Below are 17,321 nucleotides of genomic sequence, written 5' to 3'. Positions count from 1 at the left end.
AGTTTGAATAGTAATATAGGTATGTAGCTATCCATTTGAAGGCGGATTTCTGAAAAGTGGATAGCTTTTTTAACGAGCGGCGTTCTTTTGAAAAGAACGAAATAAAAGGAGGAAAAATAATGAAAAAGAAAATGCTCAGCGTATTCTTGTGTGCAGCTATGGCAGTCACTCTTGTTGCAGGGTGCGGAGCTCCGGCGGCAGACTCAGGCAAAGACAAAGGAGGAGACTCCAAAAAAGAAGCGACGGAAGGAATTCCGAAAGATGAAATTAAGGTAGGATTTGTACATATTTCCGATCCGAGTGATATGGGGTATACATACAATCATGATCTGGGAACAAAGGAAATGCAGAAAGAACTGGGATTAAGTGATGACCAGATCATTAACAAATATAACGTGCCGGAAGATGCTGAATGTGATACAGCTCTTAGAGAGCTTGTAGAAGCAGGATGTAATATCATTTTCGCAACGAGTTTTGGTTTTGAAGATTATGTAAAAGAAGTAGCGGCAGAATATCCGGATGTTCAGTTCTGTCATGCGACAGGATTCCAGGCATCAGATGCAGGTTTGGACAACTTCCATAATTATTTTGCTTCCATTTATGAAGGACGCTATTTGGCAGGTATTGCAGCAGGACTTAAGACAGAGACAAATAAATTAGGTTATGTTGCGGCACATCCGTTTGCAGAAGTTATCAGCGGATATACAGCATTTTACCTCGGTGCAAAGAGTGTGAATCCGGATGTGACAATGGATATTATGTATACAAATTCATGGAACGATCCGACGATCGAATCTCAGGTTGCGAAAGCGCTTATTGACCGTGGATGTGATGTGATTTCTCAGCATTCAGATTCTACAGCTCCGGCAACGACAGCAGAGGATAACGGTGTATGGCAGGTTGGATACAATAACGATATGATTGAAGCTGCTCCGAACGCATCTTTGATTTCTCCGCGTATCGACTGGGGAATTTATGTGACAGAGGCTGTAAAAGCAGTAATTGACGGAAAAGAGATTCCGGTTGATTGGTGTAAAGGTTATGCAGACGGCGCTGTTTATCTGTCACCTTTGAACGAAAAGATTGCGGCTGAGGGAACACAGGAAGCAATCGACAAAGCAGCAGATGCTCTGAAAAAAGGAGAACTTTTTGTGTTTGGTGGTCCGCTTAAAGGTGTAAGTCCGGATGGTGAAAAGATCGAAGTTGCAGAGGGAGATCATTTCCCGGAGCAGGAAGAAGCTTCCGCACCGTCATGGCAGTATATCATTGAAGGATGTAATGTAGTTCAGTAATTTAAAAATAATTCCGAAACGTGAATCTTTAAAGATAAATTTTGGAAGAATGAAAACAGAGCCGTCTTCGGACGGCTTTGTTTATAGCAGGGAAAGGTTAAGGCGGACTTGTCCGCTTTGTTTTATGAGGCTTCTATGAAGATACTGGAAGTTCAGGCATAAGAAAAAGGAGGAAGAGAATTTGGGAGACGCAGCGCAGTATGCAATAAAAATGCATCGTGTGACGAAAACGTTCGGTAAAGTCGTTGCTAACAAAAATGTGGATCTTGAACTGAAAACGGGAGAGATCCTTGCGCTTCTCGGTGAAAACGGAAGTGGAAAGACGACATTGATGAATATGTTGTCAGGGATTTATTTCCCGGATTATGGAGAGATTTATGTGAAAGGAGAGGAGGTAACGATTCGTTCTCCGAAAGATTCTTTTGCTCTCGGAATCGGAATGATCCATCAGCATTTTAAGCTTGTGGATGTGTTGACGGCAGCAGAAAATATCGTGCTTGGATTGGAAGGCAAAGCTGTATTAAAACGTCGGGAAATCAATCAAAAAGTGGCGGAACTGGCGAAGAAATACGGGTTTGACCTTGATCCGACAAAAAAAGTCTATAATATGTCTGTTTCGGAAAAACAAACAGTCGAGATATTAAAAGTATTGTATAAAGGTGCAGATATCCTGATTTTGGATGAGCCGACGGCGGTTCTTACTCCGCAGGAAACAGAAAAGCTGTTTGCGGTTTTGAGAAATATGAAAAAGGATGGAAAATCGATTATTATTATTACACATAAATTAAATGAAGTTATGTCTATATCAGATCGGGTTGCCATTTTGAGAAAGGGAGAGTATATCGGAGTTGTTGAGACTGCCGATACAGATCCGGATCAGCTTACGGAAATGATGGTCGGACGTCCGATCAGCCTTGAAATCGAACGACCGGAAGTGAAAAGAGGAGGAAAACGTCTTCGTGTGATCGACCTTACCTGTCTGAGTGGAGAAGGAGTGAAAGCTTTAGACAATGTTTCTTTTGATGCTTATGCAGGCGAGATTCTTGGAATTGCGGGAATCGCAGGAAGTGGGCAGAAGGAATTGTGTGAGACGATCGCAGGTCTTTACCCGTCTGTCGGCGGATCTGTTCTTTATTCTGAATCGTCGGAAAAAGGTGCGGTAAAAGAACGTATTTTAGGGCTGAGTCCTGATGAAATTGCGAAAAAGGGAATTTCCATGGCGTTTGTTCCTGAAGATCGTCTCGGAATGGGACTTGTTGCCGGAATGGATATGACAGATAATGTGATGCTTAGAAGCTATAAGACAAACAAAGGGATTTTTGTAGATCGGAAAAGTCCGAAAGAGCTTGCAGAAAAACTGATCAAAGAGTTGGAGATCGTAACTCCGGGCGTGGAAACCCCGGTAGGAAGACTTTCGGGAGGAAATGTGCAGAAAGTCCTTTTGGGAAGAGAGATAGCATGCCAGCCTTCTGTTCTGATCGTTGCGTATCCGGTAAGGGGACTTGATATCAATGCGTCTTACAGGATTTATGATCTGTTGAACGAACAAAAGAAAAAAGGGGTTGCGGTTGTATTTATCGGTGAAGATCTAGATGTGCTTATGCAGCTTTCAGATCGCATTATGGTTATGTGCGGCGGAAAAGTAAGCGGTATTGTCGATCCGAGAAAAGTAACGAAAGAAGAGATCGGACTAATGATGATCCGTACAGAACAAGACACGGAAAAAGAGGAGGTGACAGAATGAGTTCCAATGTAACACATGCGAAAGAACCGTTGTTTCGAATGGTGAAAAGAGATGCAATTTCTCAAAAGCAGGCATGGACGATCCGCGCTGCTGCATTTCTTTTGTCTCTTATAACAGGTGCCGTTGTGATTATGATGCTCGGACATAATCCGTTTTCGGTATATATTTCTATGATAAAAGGTGCATGGGGAACGAAAACTGTCTCTTATGAAACGATAAAGATTGCAATTCCGCTGTTGATCACTGCAATCGGAATTTCTTTCGCATTTAAAATGAAATTCTGGAATATCGGAGCAGAAGGACAGATCTTGGTCGGAGCAGTTGCGGCAGGCGCATTTGGTCTTTTTACGGCACACATTTTTCCGAAGATCCCGCTTGTTATTCTCATGATGCTGGCATCGATTGTGGCTGGCGGTCTGTATGGTCTGCTTCCTGCTGTCTGTAAAGCAAAGTGGGGGACGAATGAAACGCTGTTTACTTTGATGCTGAATTATATTGCATTGGCATTTATTAAATATCTTATGAACGGTCCATGGAAAGCGCCGGGAAGCAGCTATCCGAAAATTGCGATGCTTGTTCCGGGAGCGCGTTTGACAAAAGTGTTCGGAGTGCACTGGGGTTGGATTTTGGCGCTTGTTCTTGTTGTTGTATCTTATATTTATTTTAATAAGACAAAGCAAGGATACGAGATTGCGGTTGTAGGAGAGAGTAATAATACTGCCAGATATGCGGGAATTAATGTAGGCAAGGTATTTAGAAGAACGATGTTTTTATCAGGAGCACTTTGCGGACTTGTGGGAATGCTTCAATTTGCAGGATCTGATTTTACGATTACAGAGGGAACAGCAGGCGGAGTTGGATTTACAGCGATCACGGTTGCATGGCTTGCGAAAATGAATCCTTTCGGAATGCTTGTCGTGTCTGTGTTTATCGCCATGCTTGAGCGTGGAGCGAATGCAATTCAGACACAGTTTAAAATTCCGGCATCGGCGGCAGATCTGCTCATCGGTATTATTTTATTCTTTATGCTTGGCTGTGAGTTCTTCATCACATATAAGTTGATCGGAAGAGGAAAGGAGGAACATCATGCTTAATACGTTGAACGGATTGTTTATTGCGGCAGTATTGGCTGGAACACCGCTTCTTTTAGGAGCGCTTGGCGAAATACTGACAGAAAAATCAGGAAACTTAAATCTTGGTGTTGAGGGAATGATGTTCATGGGGGCAATTACCGGACTTGCAGGATCATATTATTATGAGCAGGCGGTGATTGCTTCGGGCGGAAATCCGAACGGAGTGGTTTCTTCTGTAATCGCGCTGATCACTTCGTTTATGGCAGGCTCTCTGGGAGCTTTAATCTATAGCTTCCTGACGATCACACTTCGGGCAAATCAAAATGTAACCGGATTGACATTGACGATTTTCGGAACCGGTTTCGGAAATTTCTTTGGAGAGTATATCGGTCAGAAAGCCGGCGGTTATGTGGCGGTATCCGAGGTGACAAAGAAAGCGTTTTCGGGATTGGATATTCCGGTGCTCTCAGAAATTCCGGTATTGGGACCTCTTTTATTTAAATATAACTGGGTTGTTTATTTTGCGATCGCTGCAGCGATTGTTATGACTTGGTTTTTTAACCGTACAAGAGTCGGACTGAACCTTCGGGCTGTTGGGGAAGATCCGGCAACTGCGGATGCGGCAGGAATTAATACAACATTGTATAAGTATCTGGCGACAGTGATCGGCGGAGGAATCTGCGGGATCGGCGGGATGTATATGAGTATGGTTACAACTTCCGGTGTTTGGGTGCATAACTGTGTCAGCGGTTACGGATGGCTTGCGGTAGCCCTTGTTATTTTTGCTACATGGAGTCCGGCAAGAGGAATGCTTGTGGCGCTTGTGTTCGGCGGACTTACAATTATGCGTATGTATGTTAATATTCCGGGACTTCCGGCGCAGATCTATGATATGTTCCCATATATTGCGACGATACTTGTGCTTGTGATTACAAGTATGCGCAGAAGTAAAGAACATGCACAGCCAAAGAGCTGTGGATTGAACTATTTCCGAGAGGAAAGATAGTGAGAATTTTGAGAAAAATTTTCTTTATATGGCAAGATCAAGTTGCAGTCAGGAAAAGACTTTTGTCTGATCTTTGACTTGTTTGGGCGTTTTCCTTTTGCAGGAGGACGCCCTTTTTGTAATGGTGACGATTCAAAGTCCGGACTTGCCAGAGAGCTTGGCGACCGCTTGCAATCCCGGAATGTGCCTCTTGGAGCTTCCAGTGATTCTGGCTGTTCTTTCTTGCGCAAGGAAGTCTGTCATTGGATTGTGTGGGAGAGCAAAATATGGTATCCTGAATGAAAAATCAGCTGCATGCAGAGGGAAAACAGAGGAAAAACGGTTCGGATATGTTGCTTTAAAAAATAAAAATGTTGTTGACAATTTAAAATAAGTATAATACTATAATAACAGAAGCGAACAACTGTTCGATACTGAAAAATTCGATATAAAGAAGGAGACATTTTATTATGGCAGGAAATGATGAGAAGAAAAAAGCATTGGACGCAGCGATTGCGAAGCTTGAGAAAGATTTTGGAAAAGGCGCGGTGATGAAGCTTGGAGAATCAGGTGCTCATGTGGCTGTGGAAACGGTTCCTACAGGGTGCTTAAGCTTGGATATCGCACTTGGATTGGGCGGCGTTCCGAAAGGACGTGTGATTGAAGTTTATGGTCCTGAGTCCAGTGGTAAGACGACGGTTGCGCTTCATATGATTGCGGAAGTTCAGAAAAGGGGCGGTATTGCGGGATTTATTGATGCAGAACATGCGCTTGATCCAGTATATGCGAAGAATATAGGCGTTGATATAGATGAACTTTATATCTCACAGCCGGACAGCGGAGATCAGGCATTGGAGATAGCGGAGACGATGGCGCGTTCAGGAGCGATCGATATCATTGTAGTCGATTCTGTTGCGGCTCTTGTGCCGAGACAGGAGATTGAAGGCGATATGGGAGACAGTCATGTCGGACTGCAGGCAAGACTGATGTCTCAGGCGCTTCGAAAACTGACACCGGTAATCAGCAAGTCGAATTGTATTGTGATCTTTATCAATCAGCTTCGAGAAAAAGTCGGAGTGATGTTTGGAAATCCGGAGACGACAACCGGAGGAAGAGCGCTTAAATTTTACGCGTCTGTCCGTATGGATGTCAGAAAGACAGAGACTCTGAAGCAAAGCGGAGAGATGGTCGGAAACCATACTCGTATCAAGATTGTGAAAAATAAGATTGCACCGCCGTTTAAAGAAGCGGAATTTGATATTATGTTCGGAAAGGGAATTTCAAAAGAAGGAGATATCCTTGATTTGGCAACGAAACTTGATTTGGTGAAAAAGAGCGGAGCATGGTATGCATATGAAGGAGATAAGATCGGACAGGGCCGTGAAAATGCGAAGACCTATTTGTCGGCACATCCGGAAGTAATGGAAGAATTAGAAAAGAAAGTACGGGAACATTATCAGCTTGGAACTGTCCCTGAAGCGCAGACCGGAACAGAGCCGAAAGAATCGAAAAAAGAGAAGGTTCAAAAAGAAAAAAGCGATGACCTTGCATTAAAAGGTGATGGAAACGAATGATAGTTACTAAAATCGAGCCATGTACAAAAACGAAGTTTAAAATTTATCTTGACGAAACATTTGCTTTTGTCCTTTATAAAGGAGAAGTCTCACGTTTTTGCATTAAGATCGGGGAAGAACTTTCTCCTGAAACAGAGCAAAAAATACGACAAGAAGTGATATTGAAAAGAGCAAAACTTCGGGCGATGCATCTTTTGGAAGATATGGATCGAACAGAAGAAGCTTTGCGGGAAAAGCTTCGGCAAGGGCTGTATCCTCCTGACATAGTGGATCAGGCTGTTGAATATGTCAAATCGTTTGGGTATATTAATGATGCGCGGTATGCAGAAAATTTTGTGAGGAGCAAACAGGGCTCAAAGAGCAGAAAAGAGATTCGAATGGCTTTGATGCAAAAGGGGATTTCTTCAGAAATAGCGGAAAATGCATTGGAGATCTGTTACGAAGAAGAAGGAGAAGAGGCGGCTATTCGACGAATTTTAAGGAAAAAACATTTTGATCCAAATACGGTGGATGAGGCGGAAAAGCAGAAAATATATGGTTATTTCGGGCGGAAAGGATTTCGTTATGAAACCGTCCGTCAAGTGATACAAAATTGTAATGACGATGCTTGACATTGTTGTGAAAACAGTATAAAATTTAAGTGTTGTATTTAAGTAATATGTACAATGAAAATTTAATAAGGAGGTGCTCCTGTGCAAGTAGATTTAGTGATTGCTATTTTACTTGCCGCGGCACTCGCTTTGATAGTTGGGGTGGTTTCTCGTTTTATGACGATTTCCGGTCTGAAAAAGAATGCGGACAGCAAGATCGGAAATGCAGAGGCGAAAGCAAGAGAGATCATCGATGATGCTGTGAAGACTGCTGAAACAACGAAAAAGGAAGCTCTTTTGGAAGTAAAAGAAGAATCTATCAAGACGAAGAATGATCTTGAAAAGGAGACGAAAGAAAGAAGAGCGGAATTACAGCGCTATGAGAAAAGGGTGCTGGCAAAAGAAGAGGCAGTTGATAAGCGTTCCGATATGTTAGAACATCGGGAGTCGAAGCTTACGGCGAAAGAAGACCAGCTTCGTCAGCGGGAAGCCAAGGTAGAAGAGCTGAATCAGAAACGTGTGCAGGAACTGGAACGAATCTCAGGACTTACCTCCGAACAGGCAAAAGAATATCTGTTGAAAACTGTTGAAGAAGATGTTAAGCATGACACTGCAAAAATGGTCAGAGAATTGGAGACACAGGCGAAGGAAGAGGCAGACAAGAAAGCAAAAGAATATGTTGTCAATGCAATCCAGAGATGTGCAGCTGATCATGTTGCAGAAACAACAATTTCTGTAGTGCAGCTCCCAAGTGACGAGATGAAAGGACGTATTATCGGTCGTGAAGGCAGAAATATCCGTACACTTGAGACTTTGACCGGTGTGGAACTGATTATTGACGATACTCCGGAAGCAGTTGTGTTATCCGGATTTGATCCGATCCGCAGGGAAGTTGCAAGAATCGCGCTTGAACGTTTGATCGTAGATGGACGTATTCATCCGGCGAGAATTGAAGAGATGGTAGAAAAGGCGCAGAAAGAAGTCGAGACGATGATCAGAGAAGAAGGAGAAGCGGCAGCCTTAGAAGTAGGTGTGCCTGGAATCCATCCAGAGCTGATCCGGCTTCTCGGACGTATGAAGTTCAGAACAAGCTATGGACAGAATGCATTGAAACATTCGATAGAAGTAGCACAGTTATCAGGACTTCTTGCGGGTGAAATCGGTATAGATGTCAGAATGGCAAAACGTGCCGGACTCCTGCATGACATAGGAAAATCTATCGACCATGATGTAGAAGGGTCACATATTCAGATCGGTGTGGATCTTTGTAGAAAATATAAAGAATCTGCAACCGTAATCAACGCTGTGGAATCACATCACGGAGATGTTGAACCGCAGACATTGATCGCATGTGTAGTGCAGGCGGCCGATACAATCTCAGCGGCAAGACCAGGTGCAAGACGCGAGACGATCGAAACATACACCAACAGATTGAAACAGTTAGAAGAGATTACCAACCAGTTTAAAGGCGTGGATAAATCTTTTGCCATTCAGGCAGGTAGAGAGATTCGAGTTATGGTAGTTCCGGAGCAGGTATCTGATGATGATATGGTGCTTATGGCAAGGGATATTGCAAAACAGATTGAATTTGAACTTGAGTATCCTGGACAGATTAAAGTCAATGTAATCCGTGAGTCACGGGCGACAGATTATGCGAAATAGCAAAGAATCATAACAGCAGATGAAAGACCAGCCCTTGTCGAAAGACGAGGGCTTTCTTTTTTGCAATGACGACGAGCCAAAGTCCGGGCTTGCCCGAGACCTTGGCGGTCGCTTACAATTCCGGAATGTGTCTTTTAGCACTTCCTGTGATTGAATAAATTGGCGGATCATTGTGCAAAAAGAGAAAGAAGAGAAAGAAGAGAAAGGAGAAAAAAGAGGATGAGCGAACAGATTAAACGAGTGAACAGGGAACTGAAATTCAAAGGGAAAATTATTGATTTTTATCAGGATACAATGGAGATTAACGGAGATCATACTGTTATATGGGATTTTATTAAACACAAAGGAGCTGCTGCGGTAGTCCCGGTGACAAAAGATGGGAAGATTCTTATGGTGCGTCAGTATCGGAATGCGTTGGAGCGATATACACTGGAAATACCCGCAGGGGCACTGGATGCTGAAGAAGAGCCGGGAATCGAATGTGCTGCAAGGGAATTAGAAGAGGAGACAGGATATAGAAGTGAAAAATTAGAATGGCTGATTACTCTTCGGACGACAGTTGCGTTTTGTAATGAAAAGATTGAGGTTTATGTTGCAAAAGATCTGATCCCTTCAAAACAGCATTTGGATGAAGATGAGTTTATTGATTTGAAAGCGTACTCTTTGGAAGAGTTAAAAGAAAAAATATTTACAGGGGAAATTGAAGATGCAAAAACTGTCGCATCACTGATGGCGTATGCAGTAAAATACGAAAGCTAGAGGCGGCACAGTATATGAATAATGAGAAAGTTCCGGCATATAATGAAATATCAATGAAAGCGTAAAGCACATACTAAGAAAGGTGAGATTTTGTGCGGATAGCAGGAGGAATGAAGAATAAGGATGAAGATATTTCATGCGAGAAAGCAGTTGGCGGCTTTGTTTATGCCGGGATTTTTGATTGGAATTGTTTATGTGAATTTTATTGCTGAGAAATATGTTGCGTCTCCGGATTTGTTCAGTGACTATTTCTTGGAACAGTTTCGAAATATCAAGATAGATGAAACGGAATATTTGTGGTATCTGATTAGAATACGCTTCGTCCCATTTTTTCTTCTTTCGGGTATGGCGCTTACAAAGCTGCGAAAAATAAGTGCCGGGATATTTCTTGGGTGGACAGGCGTATCGGCAGGAGTTCTTGTCTCGTTGGCGGCAACGAATATGGGAATGAAAGGATGTCTTTTGTGTCTTATCGGAGTTTGTCCCCAATTTCTTTTCTACATACCGGCTTATTTTGTGCTTTTGAAATATTGCTGTACATCAGGAGAAAGACTGTGGAACAGACAGAAAACGATTTTTGTGGGATTGATGATGAGTTTAGGGATTATTACAGAATTGTATGTAAATCCTATGCTAGTGAAATTGTTTTTAGGTTATATGTAGTTTCGTAAAGCTCTGCAGACGATGTGCAAAATGCATATCGTCTACAGATGAGAAGGTTCTTTGTAAAAGTGGATGGATAGAAGCAGAACCGCGATTCCAAACACGAGAAATTGACTTACAAGAAGTCCGATCAAGTACCCTTGTATTCCAAAATATGGAATTGCAAGAAAGACTCCGGCAATGCGGACAAGCAGACCGGCGGTATTGATCAAAAAAGTATAGAAGGTTTTTCCGAGTCCGTTGATGGCGCTTGTGAGGGCTGTATTTGTGTAGAGAAACGGACAGATCCATGAAAGGGTAAGAATAAAATCTCCGGCAGTTGAACTGTGGAATAGAATTGTTCCGAGAAATTTTCCGAAGATAAGAAAGAAAAGGCAGCATCCAAGACCTAAGATAAAACAGCTTCCTACAGATTGTTTCAGTAATTGAATGATGCGTTTCTTATTATCGGACGCCTGTGCTGCACTGACAGCAGGCATTAATACCGTTCCGATGGAGGAAGTGAGCGCCGAAGGGAACAGAATACATGGGAGCGCCATTCCAGTCAGTACGCCGTACAGGCGAAGCGCTTCGGATGAAGTCATGCCATAGATTTTTAAAAAAGTCGGAATAGAAGCGGCTTCGATACTTTGAAGTAAAGTGACTGCCGCCCGATTAGCGGTAAGAGGAACAGACAGACGGAACAACTTTCTGAAAGTACGGAAAATTGCGGGAGTGGAAGGAGTGTAATGAGGGCGGTTCTGTCTGTTGAGCATTTGTATCGAAAAAAGTGCGGCAGTAATTTCCCCTGCAGCAATTCCGGCGGCGGCAAGTTTTACAGAGGGAGCTCTTCCGGTGTTTTTTGTAAAGAAAAAGAGCAGTATGACAAAAAGAATTCTTGCAGATTGTTCAATAAGCTGCGACAAAGCTGGTAATTTTGTTTGTTGAAGACCGAAGCTGTATCCGCAGATACAACTGTGTATTGCGGCGAAGGGTAAAGCGTAGGAGATGATGAGAAGGAGGTTTTCGCATCTGGCATCTCCTAAAAAAGCGACTGCAATATAGGATGCGTTTTTTTGAAGAACATATAATTCAATCAGGGATAGAAAAATCGTGAAGCCGAGAGAAACTGCAAGGATGTTTCCGGCTTCTTTTTGTCGTTTGGAATCAGAAAAAGCAGAACAGGGAGTGCGGTCTGTGTCTGCCGACATTTTTTCCGCGACCATATGTGAAACAGCCGTCTGGATACCAAATGTACTGATAGAAAGACAGAGACCGTAGACAGGGAAAATAAGCTGGTATAATCCGACATTTTCTTCTCCGAAAGCGTGACTTAAGAAAATGCGAAAGAAGAATCCCATAATGCGTGTGATTAATCCGGCAACAGTTAGAACAGCGGCTTTGCGAAACAGCTTGTGAGAAGAAAAACGGTGGATCTTATTTGGATTGGGAAGCATAAAATCACCTCGAGCTGCCATGGCAGGCGATACTTGTTAAAAACATATGACAGAAGGAGTCTTGACAGAACCGTGGATGGGTGATATGCTACGAATGTAATTCCCAGTAAAATACTAGGAAATTTTCTGCAATATATAAAACGAAAATAGATCATTTTTTATTATGAAATGGAGCGTGAGGAAATGAAGCTGTCTACAAAAGGAAGATATGGACTTCGTGCGTTGATTGATCTTGCTCAGAACAGCGGAGAAGAGCCGGTGTCTATTACAAGTATTTCAACAAGGCAGGATCTTTCGGAACGATATCTTGAACAACTGATGTCTATGCTGAAAAAGGCGGGATTAGTAAGAAGTGTACGCGGAGCAGGAGGCGGTTATGTGCTTGCCCGGAAGTTGGAAGAAATCTCTGTGGGGGATGTGCTTCGGGCATTGGAAGGCAGTCTTGAACCGGTTGATTGTGCAGGATTTGAACCGGACGGCGGCTGCAGTGTTTCCGATAGTTGTGTGACAAAGTATGTTTGGAAAAAAATTAATGACAGTATTAATCAGACAGTGGACGAGATCCGATTAGATCAACTCGTGAAGGAGAACGGAAAAACTTGTGAAAACAAACCTGATGGTTTATAAGCAGAGATGGAGGAAGAGACGATGAATAAATTGATTTATCTTGATAATGCGGCAACGACAAAAACTTCACCGGAAGTTGTAGAAGCAATGCTGCCTTATTTTACAGAACATTATGGAAATCCTTCCAGCGTATATTCGTTTGCGGCGGAAAACAAGGAAGTGATTGCGAAGCAGAGAGAAACGATTGCATCCGTGATCGGTGCGCGGGAAAATGAAATTTATTTTACAGCAGGAGGAACGGAGGCAGATAACTGGGCGCTGACAGCAACAGCAGAAGCGTACGGTGCAAAAGGAAAGCATATTATTACGACCAAAATTGAACATCATGCCGTTTTACACACATGCGAATATCTTCAGAAACGAGGATATGAGATTACGTATCTTGATGTAGATGAGTATGGAATTGTTGATCCGAAAGCGGTGGAAGCAGCGATACGGCCGGATACGATTTTGATTTCGGTTATGTCTGCAAATAATGAGATCGGCACAGTTGAGCCGATAAAAGAGATCGGGGCGATTGCTCATGAAAAAGGAATTTTGTTTCATACAGATGCCGTGCAGGCGTTTTGTCAGGTGCCGATCAATGTTGATGAATGTCATATTGACATGCTCAGCGCCAGCAGCCACAAATTAAACGGTCCGAAAGGAATTGGATTTTTATATATTCGAAAAGGCGTAAAAATCCGATCTTTGATCCACGGGGGAGCGCAGGAGAGGAGACGTCGTGCCGGGACAGAAAACGTTCCGGGAATCGTTGGTTTCGGAAAAGCAGTTGAAAGAGCGTCTGCATCCATGAAAGAACGTGCGGAGAAGGAAACACAACTTCGGGATTATCTTATTGAAAAGATTGAAAAAGAGATACCGTACTGCAGATTAAACGGAGACAGAGAGCGGCGTCTTCCGAATAACGTTAATTTTAGTTTTCAGTTTATTGAAGGGGAATCCCTTCTTATTATGCTGGATATGAAGGGAATCTGTGCTTCCAGCGGATCTGCATGTACATCGGGTTCACTGGATCCTTCCCATGTGCTCTTGGCGATCGGACTTCCCCATGAAATTGCACACGGATCATTGCGAATGACACTGGGGGCGGATACAACGAAAGAGGAATTGGATTATGTTGTATCATGCCTGAAAGAAATTATAGATCAGCTTCGGAAAATGTCTCCGCTTTATGAAGATTTTTTGAAAAAGCAGGAAAAATAAGAGAAAAAAGAAAACGAAAAACAGGAGGAAGAATGAATGTATACAGAAAAAGTAATGGATCATTTTCAGCACCCGAGAAATGTAGGAGAACTTGAGAATCCCAGTGGTGTGGGAACAGTAGGAAATGCAAAGTGCGGAGATATTATGAGGATTTATCTTGATATTGATGAGAATCAGATTATCCGTGATGTAAAGTTTAAAACATTTGGATGCGGAGCTGCGGTTGCTACGAGCAGCATGGCGACCGAACTTGTAAAAGGGAAAAATATACAGGAAGCGATGCAGGTAACCAATAAAGCTGTTATGGAGGCGCTTGACGGTCTGCCGCCGGTGAAAGTGCACTGTTCGCTGCTGGCAGAAGAAGCAATCCATGCAGCGCTTTGGGATTATGCTGAAAAGAACGGAATCAAAATTGAAGGACTGGAAAAACCGAAAACAGATATTCATGAGGACGAGGAAGAAGAGGAATATTGATGGAGAAAGTGGTTGTGGGAATGTCAGGAGGCGTAGATTCGTCTGTGGCGGCATATCTTCTGAAAGAACAAGGGTATGATGTGATTGGCGTCACAATGCAGATCTGGCAGGAAGAGGACATTTGTACAGTGGAAGAAAATGGCGGATGCTGCGGATTAAGCGCTGTAGAAGATGCAAGAAGAGTTGCGGCGGCGCTGGATATTCCTTATTATGTGATGAATTTCAGAGAGGAATTCAAGAAAAATGTGATTGATTATTTTGCAGATTCTTATGTGAATGGTCAAACTCCAAATCCGTGTATTGCCTGCAATCGTTATGTAAAATGGGAAGCACTTCTGAAACGAAGCATTTCTATCGGAGCAGACTATATTGCAACAGGGCATTACGCGCGGGTTGAACAGCTTCCAAATGGAAGGTATGCGCTGCGCCGTTCAGCAACGGCTGCAAAAGATCAAACGTATGCGCTGTATAATCTGACTCAGGAACAGTTGAAACGGACATTGATGCCTGTCGGAGAGTATACGAAAGAAGAAGTGCGGCAGATTGCTGAAAAGATCGGACTGCTCGTTGCGGATAAACCGGACAGTCAGGACATCTGTTTTGTCCCGGATGGTGACTATGCTTCTTTTATTGAGACTCACACAGGGAAAAAAGTTTCAGAAGGCAAATTTGTCTTGTCTGATGGAACGGTGATCGGTCAGCACAAAGGAATTATTCATTATACAGTAGGCCAGAGAAAAGGGCTTGGTCTGGCGCTTGGCTTTCCGGCTTTTGTTCTCGAGATTCGTCCGGAAACAAATGAAGTTGTTATCGGAACTTATGAGGAATCTCTTACAACGGTTGTTCGTGCAAACAAGCTGAATTTTATGGCTGTAGAAGATATTCAGAGACCTGTGCGCGTGTTTGCAAAGATCAGGTATAATCATAAGGGTGCGTGGTGTACGGTTGAGCGGACGGGGGAAGATGAGGTAACTTGCCGATTTGAAGAGCCGCAAAGGGCGGTGACTCCCGGACAGGCACTTGTATTTTATGACGGAGAGTATGTGCTTGGAGGCGGCACAATTTTATGAAAGGTGTGAGAGGATGCAAAAAGAATTGAAAGAAACGATGATACGTTCTGATTTTCATATGCACACCGAATTTTCAACAGACAGTGAAGCGACGGTTGATTCAATGGGAAAGGCTGCAGTTGAAAGAGGGCTTCGCACAATATGTATCACAGATCATATGGATGCAGATTATCCGCCGGATGAAGAACTGGGAGAAAATCCGTTTCGGTTAGATACGGATACTTATTTTGCACAGCTGCTGAAAAAGAAAAAAGAGTTTGAGGGACAACTTCAAGTGAGAATCGGAATCGAACTGGGCCTGCAAAAACATTTGCAGGCGGAATATAAAACGCTGACTGAAAAATATCCGTTTGATTTTGTAATTGGTTCGATGCATCTTATTCAAGGGGAAGACCCATACAATGGAAAGATGTTTGAAGGGGTCAGCGATGCAGATGCATACAGAAGTGCATTTCGGGAAACGCTGGATTGTATTCGAAAGATCAGGTGTTTTGATGTGCTTGGACATATAGATTATGTAGTGCGTTATGGAAAGCATCAGGCAGAAGAATATTCTTACAGGCAATTTTCTGATGAGATCGATGAGATCTTAAAGGAATTAATCAATTCCGGAAAAGGTTTGGAATTGAATATGGCAGGAATCAAATACGGACTTGGATTTGCACATCCGCATCCGGATGTACTTTGCCGGTACAAAGAATTGGGCGGAGAGATCATAACAGTAGGATCAGATGCGCATAAACCGGAACATGTTGGGTATGATTTTGAGACGGCAGGAGAACTTCTGAAGGCATGTGGTTTTCGATATTATACAGAATTTGAGAAACGTAAGGCAGTTTTTCGACGGATTCCATAAAAATGTATTTAGGACTTGAATTTTTGTTTCTATTTTAGTACAATTATGCTAGTTGATGAATTCTTAACAATGTTTATTTTGCGGGGGTTCATTTGCATGACTGGAAACAGTTAAATATTTTTCAAACTTTTAGGAGGAATTAATCATGGCAGTAAAAGTAGCGATTAATGGATTTGGACGTATTGGACGTCTCGCTTTCAGACAGATGTTCGGAGCAGAGGGATTTGAGATCGTAGCAATCAATGACCTGACATCCCCGAAAATGCTTGCTCACTTACTGAAATATGACTCAACACAGGGCAAATATGCGCTGGCAGATAAAGTTGAGGCTGGAGAGGATTCTATCATTGTTGATGGAAAAGAAATTAAAATCTACGCAAAAGCAAACGCAGCAGAGCTTCCGTGGGGAGAGATCGGCGTTGACGTAGTTCTGGAGTGTACAGGATTCTACACATCCAAAGCAAAAGCACAGGCACATATCGATGCAGGCGCTAAAAAAGTTGTTATTTCCGCTCCGGCAGGAAACGATCTTCCGACAATCGTATACAACGTAAACCACGAGCAGCTTACAAAAGATGACAACATCATCTCTGCAGCTTCTTGTACAACAAACTGCTTGGCTCCGATGGCAAAAGCATTGAATGATCTTGCACCGATCAAATCCGGTATCATGTGCACAATCCACGCTTACACAGGCGATCAGATGACACTTGACGGACCGCAGAGAAAAGGCGATCTGAGAAGATCTCGTGCAGCAGCTTGCAACATCGTTCCGAACAGCACAGGTGCAGCAAAAGCAATCGGTCTTGTTATTCCGGAACTGAACGGAAAACTCATCGGTTCTGCTCAGCGTGTTCCGACTCCGACAGGATCTACAACAATTCTTACAGCAGTTGTAGAGGGTGAAGTAACAGTTGATCAGATCAACGCAGCTATGAAAGCAGCAGCAAATGAGTCTTACGGATACAACACAGACGAAATCGTATCCAGCGATATCGTTGGTATGTCTTACGGATCACTTTTCGATTCTACACAGACAATGGCTCTTCCGACAGGCGAAGGCACAACAGAAGTTCAGGTTGTTTCATGGTATGACAATGAGAACTCTTACACAAGCCAGATGGTAAGAACAATTAAATACTTCGGAAAACTGCTTGAGGCTTAATTCATTTTAAAATGAGTTGTTTTGGCGGACAGGCAGTGTTGCGCCGAACAGTTATGAAAATGGCTCACAACGGGGTCCGGTCTTATTGTAGGACCGGACTCCGTTTTGTTATGAATCTTCAGAAAAAAATCAGGAGGCAATGATA

Annotated in this window: 16 protein-coding genes; 15 read left to right on the top strand and 1 reads right to left on the bottom strand. The window is 43.0% G+C overall.

All coding sequences use genetic code 11. The features are described from left to right. Nucleotides 1-119 precede the first annotated feature (119 nt). From RCH61_RS03415 to RCH61_RS03375, 9 genes are all read left to right on the top strand, one after another. Nucleotides 120-1,292, top strand: a complete 1,173-nt coding sequence (locus RCH61_RS03415; RefSeq protein ID WP_178007175.1) for a BMP family ABC transporter substrate-binding protein — start codon at nucleotides 120-122, stop codon at nucleotides 1,290-1,292. A gap of 211 nt (nucleotides 1,293-1,503) precedes the next feature. Continuing rightward, nucleotides 1,504-3,036, top strand: a complete 1,533-nt coding sequence (locus RCH61_RS03410; protein ID WP_306479883.1) for an ABC transporter ATP-binding protein — start codon at nucleotides 1,504-1,506, stop codon at nucleotides 3,034-3,036. Then, the gene (locus tag RCH61_RS03405; protein ID WP_178007820.1) at nucleotides 3,033-4,130 is read left to right on the top strand and encodes an ABC transporter permease; all 1,098 of its coding nucleotides are present in this window, start codon (nucleotides 3,033-3,035) and stop codon (nucleotides 4,128-4,130) included. Before RCH61_RS03410 ends, RCH61_RS03405 begins: the two co-directional genes overlap by 4 nt. Further along, on the top strand, nucleotides 4,123-5,115 hold the full coding sequence (locus tag RCH61_RS03400; protein WP_178007818.1) for an ABC transporter permease: 993 nt from the start codon (nucleotides 4,123-4,125) through the stop codon (nucleotides 5,113-5,115). Before RCH61_RS03405 ends, RCH61_RS03400 begins: the two co-directional genes overlap by 8 nt. 449 nt (nucleotides 5,116-5,564) lie before the next feature. Then, complete coding sequence (gene recA, locus RCH61_RS03395; RefSeq protein WP_178007816.1) at nucleotides 5,565-6,668, top strand: recombinase RecA; 1,104 nt, start codon at nucleotides 5,565-5,567, stop codon at nucleotides 6,666-6,668. Continuing rightward, nucleotides 6,665-7,279, top strand: a complete 615-nt coding sequence (locus RCH61_RS03390) for a regulatory protein RecX (RefSeq protein ID WP_178007814.1) — start codon at nucleotides 6,665-6,667, stop codon at nucleotides 7,277-7,279. Before recA ends, RCH61_RS03390 begins: the two co-directional genes overlap by 4 nt. 81 nt (nucleotides 7,280-7,360) lie before the next feature. Next, nucleotides 7,361-8,920, top strand: a complete 1,560-nt coding sequence (rny, locus tag RCH61_RS03385; protein ID WP_178007812.1) for a ribonuclease Y — start codon at nucleotides 7,361-7,363, stop codon at nucleotides 8,918-8,920. Between the two features lie 219 nt (nucleotides 8,921-9,139). After that, complete coding sequence (locus tag RCH61_RS03380) at nucleotides 9,140-9,679, top strand: NUDIX hydrolase (protein WP_178007811.1); 540 nt, start codon at nucleotides 9,140-9,142, stop codon at nucleotides 9,677-9,679. A 123-nt stretch (nucleotides 9,680-9,802) separates the two neighbouring features. Continuing rightward, the gene (locus RCH61_RS03375) at nucleotides 9,803-10,342 is read left to right on the top strand and encodes a stage II sporulation protein M (RefSeq protein ID WP_178007809.1); all 540 of its coding nucleotides are present in this window, start codon (nucleotides 9,803-9,805) and stop codon (nucleotides 10,340-10,342) included. 41 nt (nucleotides 10,343-10,383) lie between these two features. Here RCH61_RS03375 and RCH61_RS03370 read toward each other — a convergent pair whose 3' ends face one another. Beyond that, nucleotides 10,384-11,799 carry a polysaccharide biosynthesis protein gene (locus tag RCH61_RS03370; protein WP_306479871.1) on the bottom strand — a complete coding sequence of 472 codons (1,416 nt, stop codon included), beginning with the start codon at nucleotides 11,797-11,799 and terminating at the stop codon, nucleotides 10,384-10,386. Nucleotides 11,800-11,961: 162 nt separating this feature from the next. Here RCH61_RS03370 and RCH61_RS03365 point away from each other — a divergent pair, with 162 nt between their 5' ends. The 6 genes from RCH61_RS03365 to gap all read left to right on the top strand — a co-directional run bounded on the left by RCH61_RS03365 (nucleotide 11,962) and on the right by gap (nucleotide 17,176). Continuing rightward, the gene (locus tag RCH61_RS03365; protein WP_306479870.1) at nucleotides 11,962-12,405 is read left to right on the top strand and encodes an RrF2 family transcriptional regulator; all 444 of its coding nucleotides are present in this window, start codon (nucleotides 11,962-11,964) and stop codon (nucleotides 12,403-12,405) included. 21 nt (nucleotides 12,406-12,426) lie between these two features. Further along, nucleotides 12,427-13,611 carry a cysteine desulfurase NifS gene (nifS, locus tag RCH61_RS03360; RefSeq protein ID WP_306479869.1) on the top strand — a complete coding sequence of 395 codons (1,185 nt, stop codon included), beginning with the start codon at nucleotides 12,427-12,429 and terminating at the stop codon, nucleotides 13,609-13,611. A 36-nt stretch (nucleotides 13,612-13,647) separates the two neighbouring features. After that, nucleotides 13,648-14,085, top strand: a complete 438-nt coding sequence (gene nifU / locus RCH61_RS03355) for a Fe-S cluster assembly scaffold protein NifU (RefSeq protein ID WP_306479868.1) — start codon at nucleotides 13,648-13,650, stop codon at nucleotides 14,083-14,085. After that, entirely contained in the window at nucleotides 14,085-15,155 is a 1,071-nt protein-coding gene (mnmA, locus tag RCH61_RS03350) for a tRNA 2-thiouridine(34) synthase MnmA (RefSeq protein ID WP_178007406.1), read from the top strand. Before nifU ends, mnmA begins: the two co-directional genes overlap by 1 nt. 13 nt (nucleotides 15,156-15,168) lie before the next feature. Continuing rightward, nucleotides 15,169-16,011 carry a histidinol-phosphatase HisJ family protein gene (locus tag RCH61_RS03345; RefSeq protein ID WP_306479867.1) on the top strand — a complete coding sequence of 281 codons (843 nt, stop codon included), beginning with the start codon at nucleotides 15,169-15,171 and terminating at the stop codon, nucleotides 16,009-16,011. A gap of 145 nt (nucleotides 16,012-16,156) precedes the next feature. After that, nucleotides 16,157-17,176 (top strand): type I glyceraldehyde-3-phosphate dehydrogenase, encoded by a 1,020-nt coding sequence (gene gap, locus RCH61_RS03340; protein WP_306479866.1) that lies wholly within the window; start codon nucleotides 16,157-16,159, stop codon nucleotides 17,174-17,176. Nucleotides 17,177-17,321: the final 145 nt, after the last annotated feature.

This window comes from Mediterraneibacter sp. (assembly GCF_030825015.1).
Taxonomy (GTDB): Bacteria; Bacillota; Clostridia; order Lachnospirales; family Lachnospiraceae; genus Mediterraneibacter.
This window is presented reverse-complemented; position numbering and strand designations above follow the sequence as displayed.

What these genes read in the sequence shown, in the direction of transcription:
- RCH61_RS03415 (WP_178007175.1), top strand. Translation starts at nt 120, where the DNA reads ATGAAAAAGAAAATGCTCAGCGTATTCTTGTGTGCAGCTATGGCAGTC.
- RCH61_RS03410 (WP_306479883.1), top strand. Translation starts at nt 1,504, where the DNA reads ATGCATCGTGTGACGAAAACGTTCGGTAAAGTCGTTGCTAACAAAAAT.
- RCH61_RS03405 (WP_178007820.1), top strand. Translation starts at nt 3,033, where the DNA reads ATGAGTTCCAATGTAACACATGCGAAAGAACCGTTGTTTCGAATGGTG.
- RCH61_RS03400 (WP_178007818.1), top strand. Translation starts at nt 4,123, where the DNA reads ATGCTTAATACGTTGAACGGATTGTTTATTGCGGCAGTATTGGCTGGA.
- recA (WP_178007816.1), top strand. Translation starts at nt 5,565, where the DNA reads ATGGCAGGAAATGATGAGAAGAAAAAAGCATTGGACGCAGCGATTGCG.
- RCH61_RS03390 (WP_178007814.1), top strand. Translation starts at nt 6,665, where the DNA reads ATGATAGTTACTAAAATCGAGCCATGTACAAAAACGAAGTTTAAAATT.
- RCH61_RS03380 (WP_178007811.1), top strand. Translation starts at nt 9,140, where the DNA reads ATGAGCGAACAGATTAAACGAGTGAACAGGGAACTGAAATTCAAAGGG.
- RCH61_RS03375 (WP_178007809.1), top strand. Translation starts at nt 9,803, where the DNA reads ATGAAGATATTTCATGCGAGAAAGCAGTTGGCGGCTTTGTTTATGCCG.
- RCH61_RS03370 (WP_306479871.1), bottom strand. Translation starts at nt 11,799, where the DNA reads ATGGCAGCTCGAGGTGATTTTATGCTTCCCAATCCAAATAAGATCCAC.
- RCH61_RS03365 (WP_306479870.1), top strand. Translation starts at nt 11,962, where the DNA reads ATGAAGCTGTCTACAAAAGGAAGATATGGACTTCGTGCGTTGATTGAT.
- nifS (WP_306479869.1), top strand. Translation starts at nt 12,427, where the DNA reads ATGAATAAATTGATTTATCTTGATAATGCGGCAACGACAAAAACTTCA.
- nifU (WP_306479868.1), top strand. Translation starts at nt 13,648, where the DNA reads ATGTATACAGAAAAAGTAATGGATCATTTTCAGCACCCGAGAAATGTA.
- mnmA (WP_178007406.1), top strand. Translation starts at nt 14,085, where the DNA reads ATGGAGAAAGTGGTTGTGGGAATGTCAGGAGGCGTAGATTCGTCTGTG.
- RCH61_RS03345 (WP_306479867.1), top strand. Translation starts at nt 15,169, where the DNA reads ATGCAAAAAGAATTGAAAGAAACGATGATACGTTCTGATTTTCATATG.
- gap (WP_306479866.1), top strand. Translation starts at nt 16,157, where the DNA reads ATGGCAGTAAAAGTAGCGATTAATGGATTTGGACGTATTGGACGTCTC.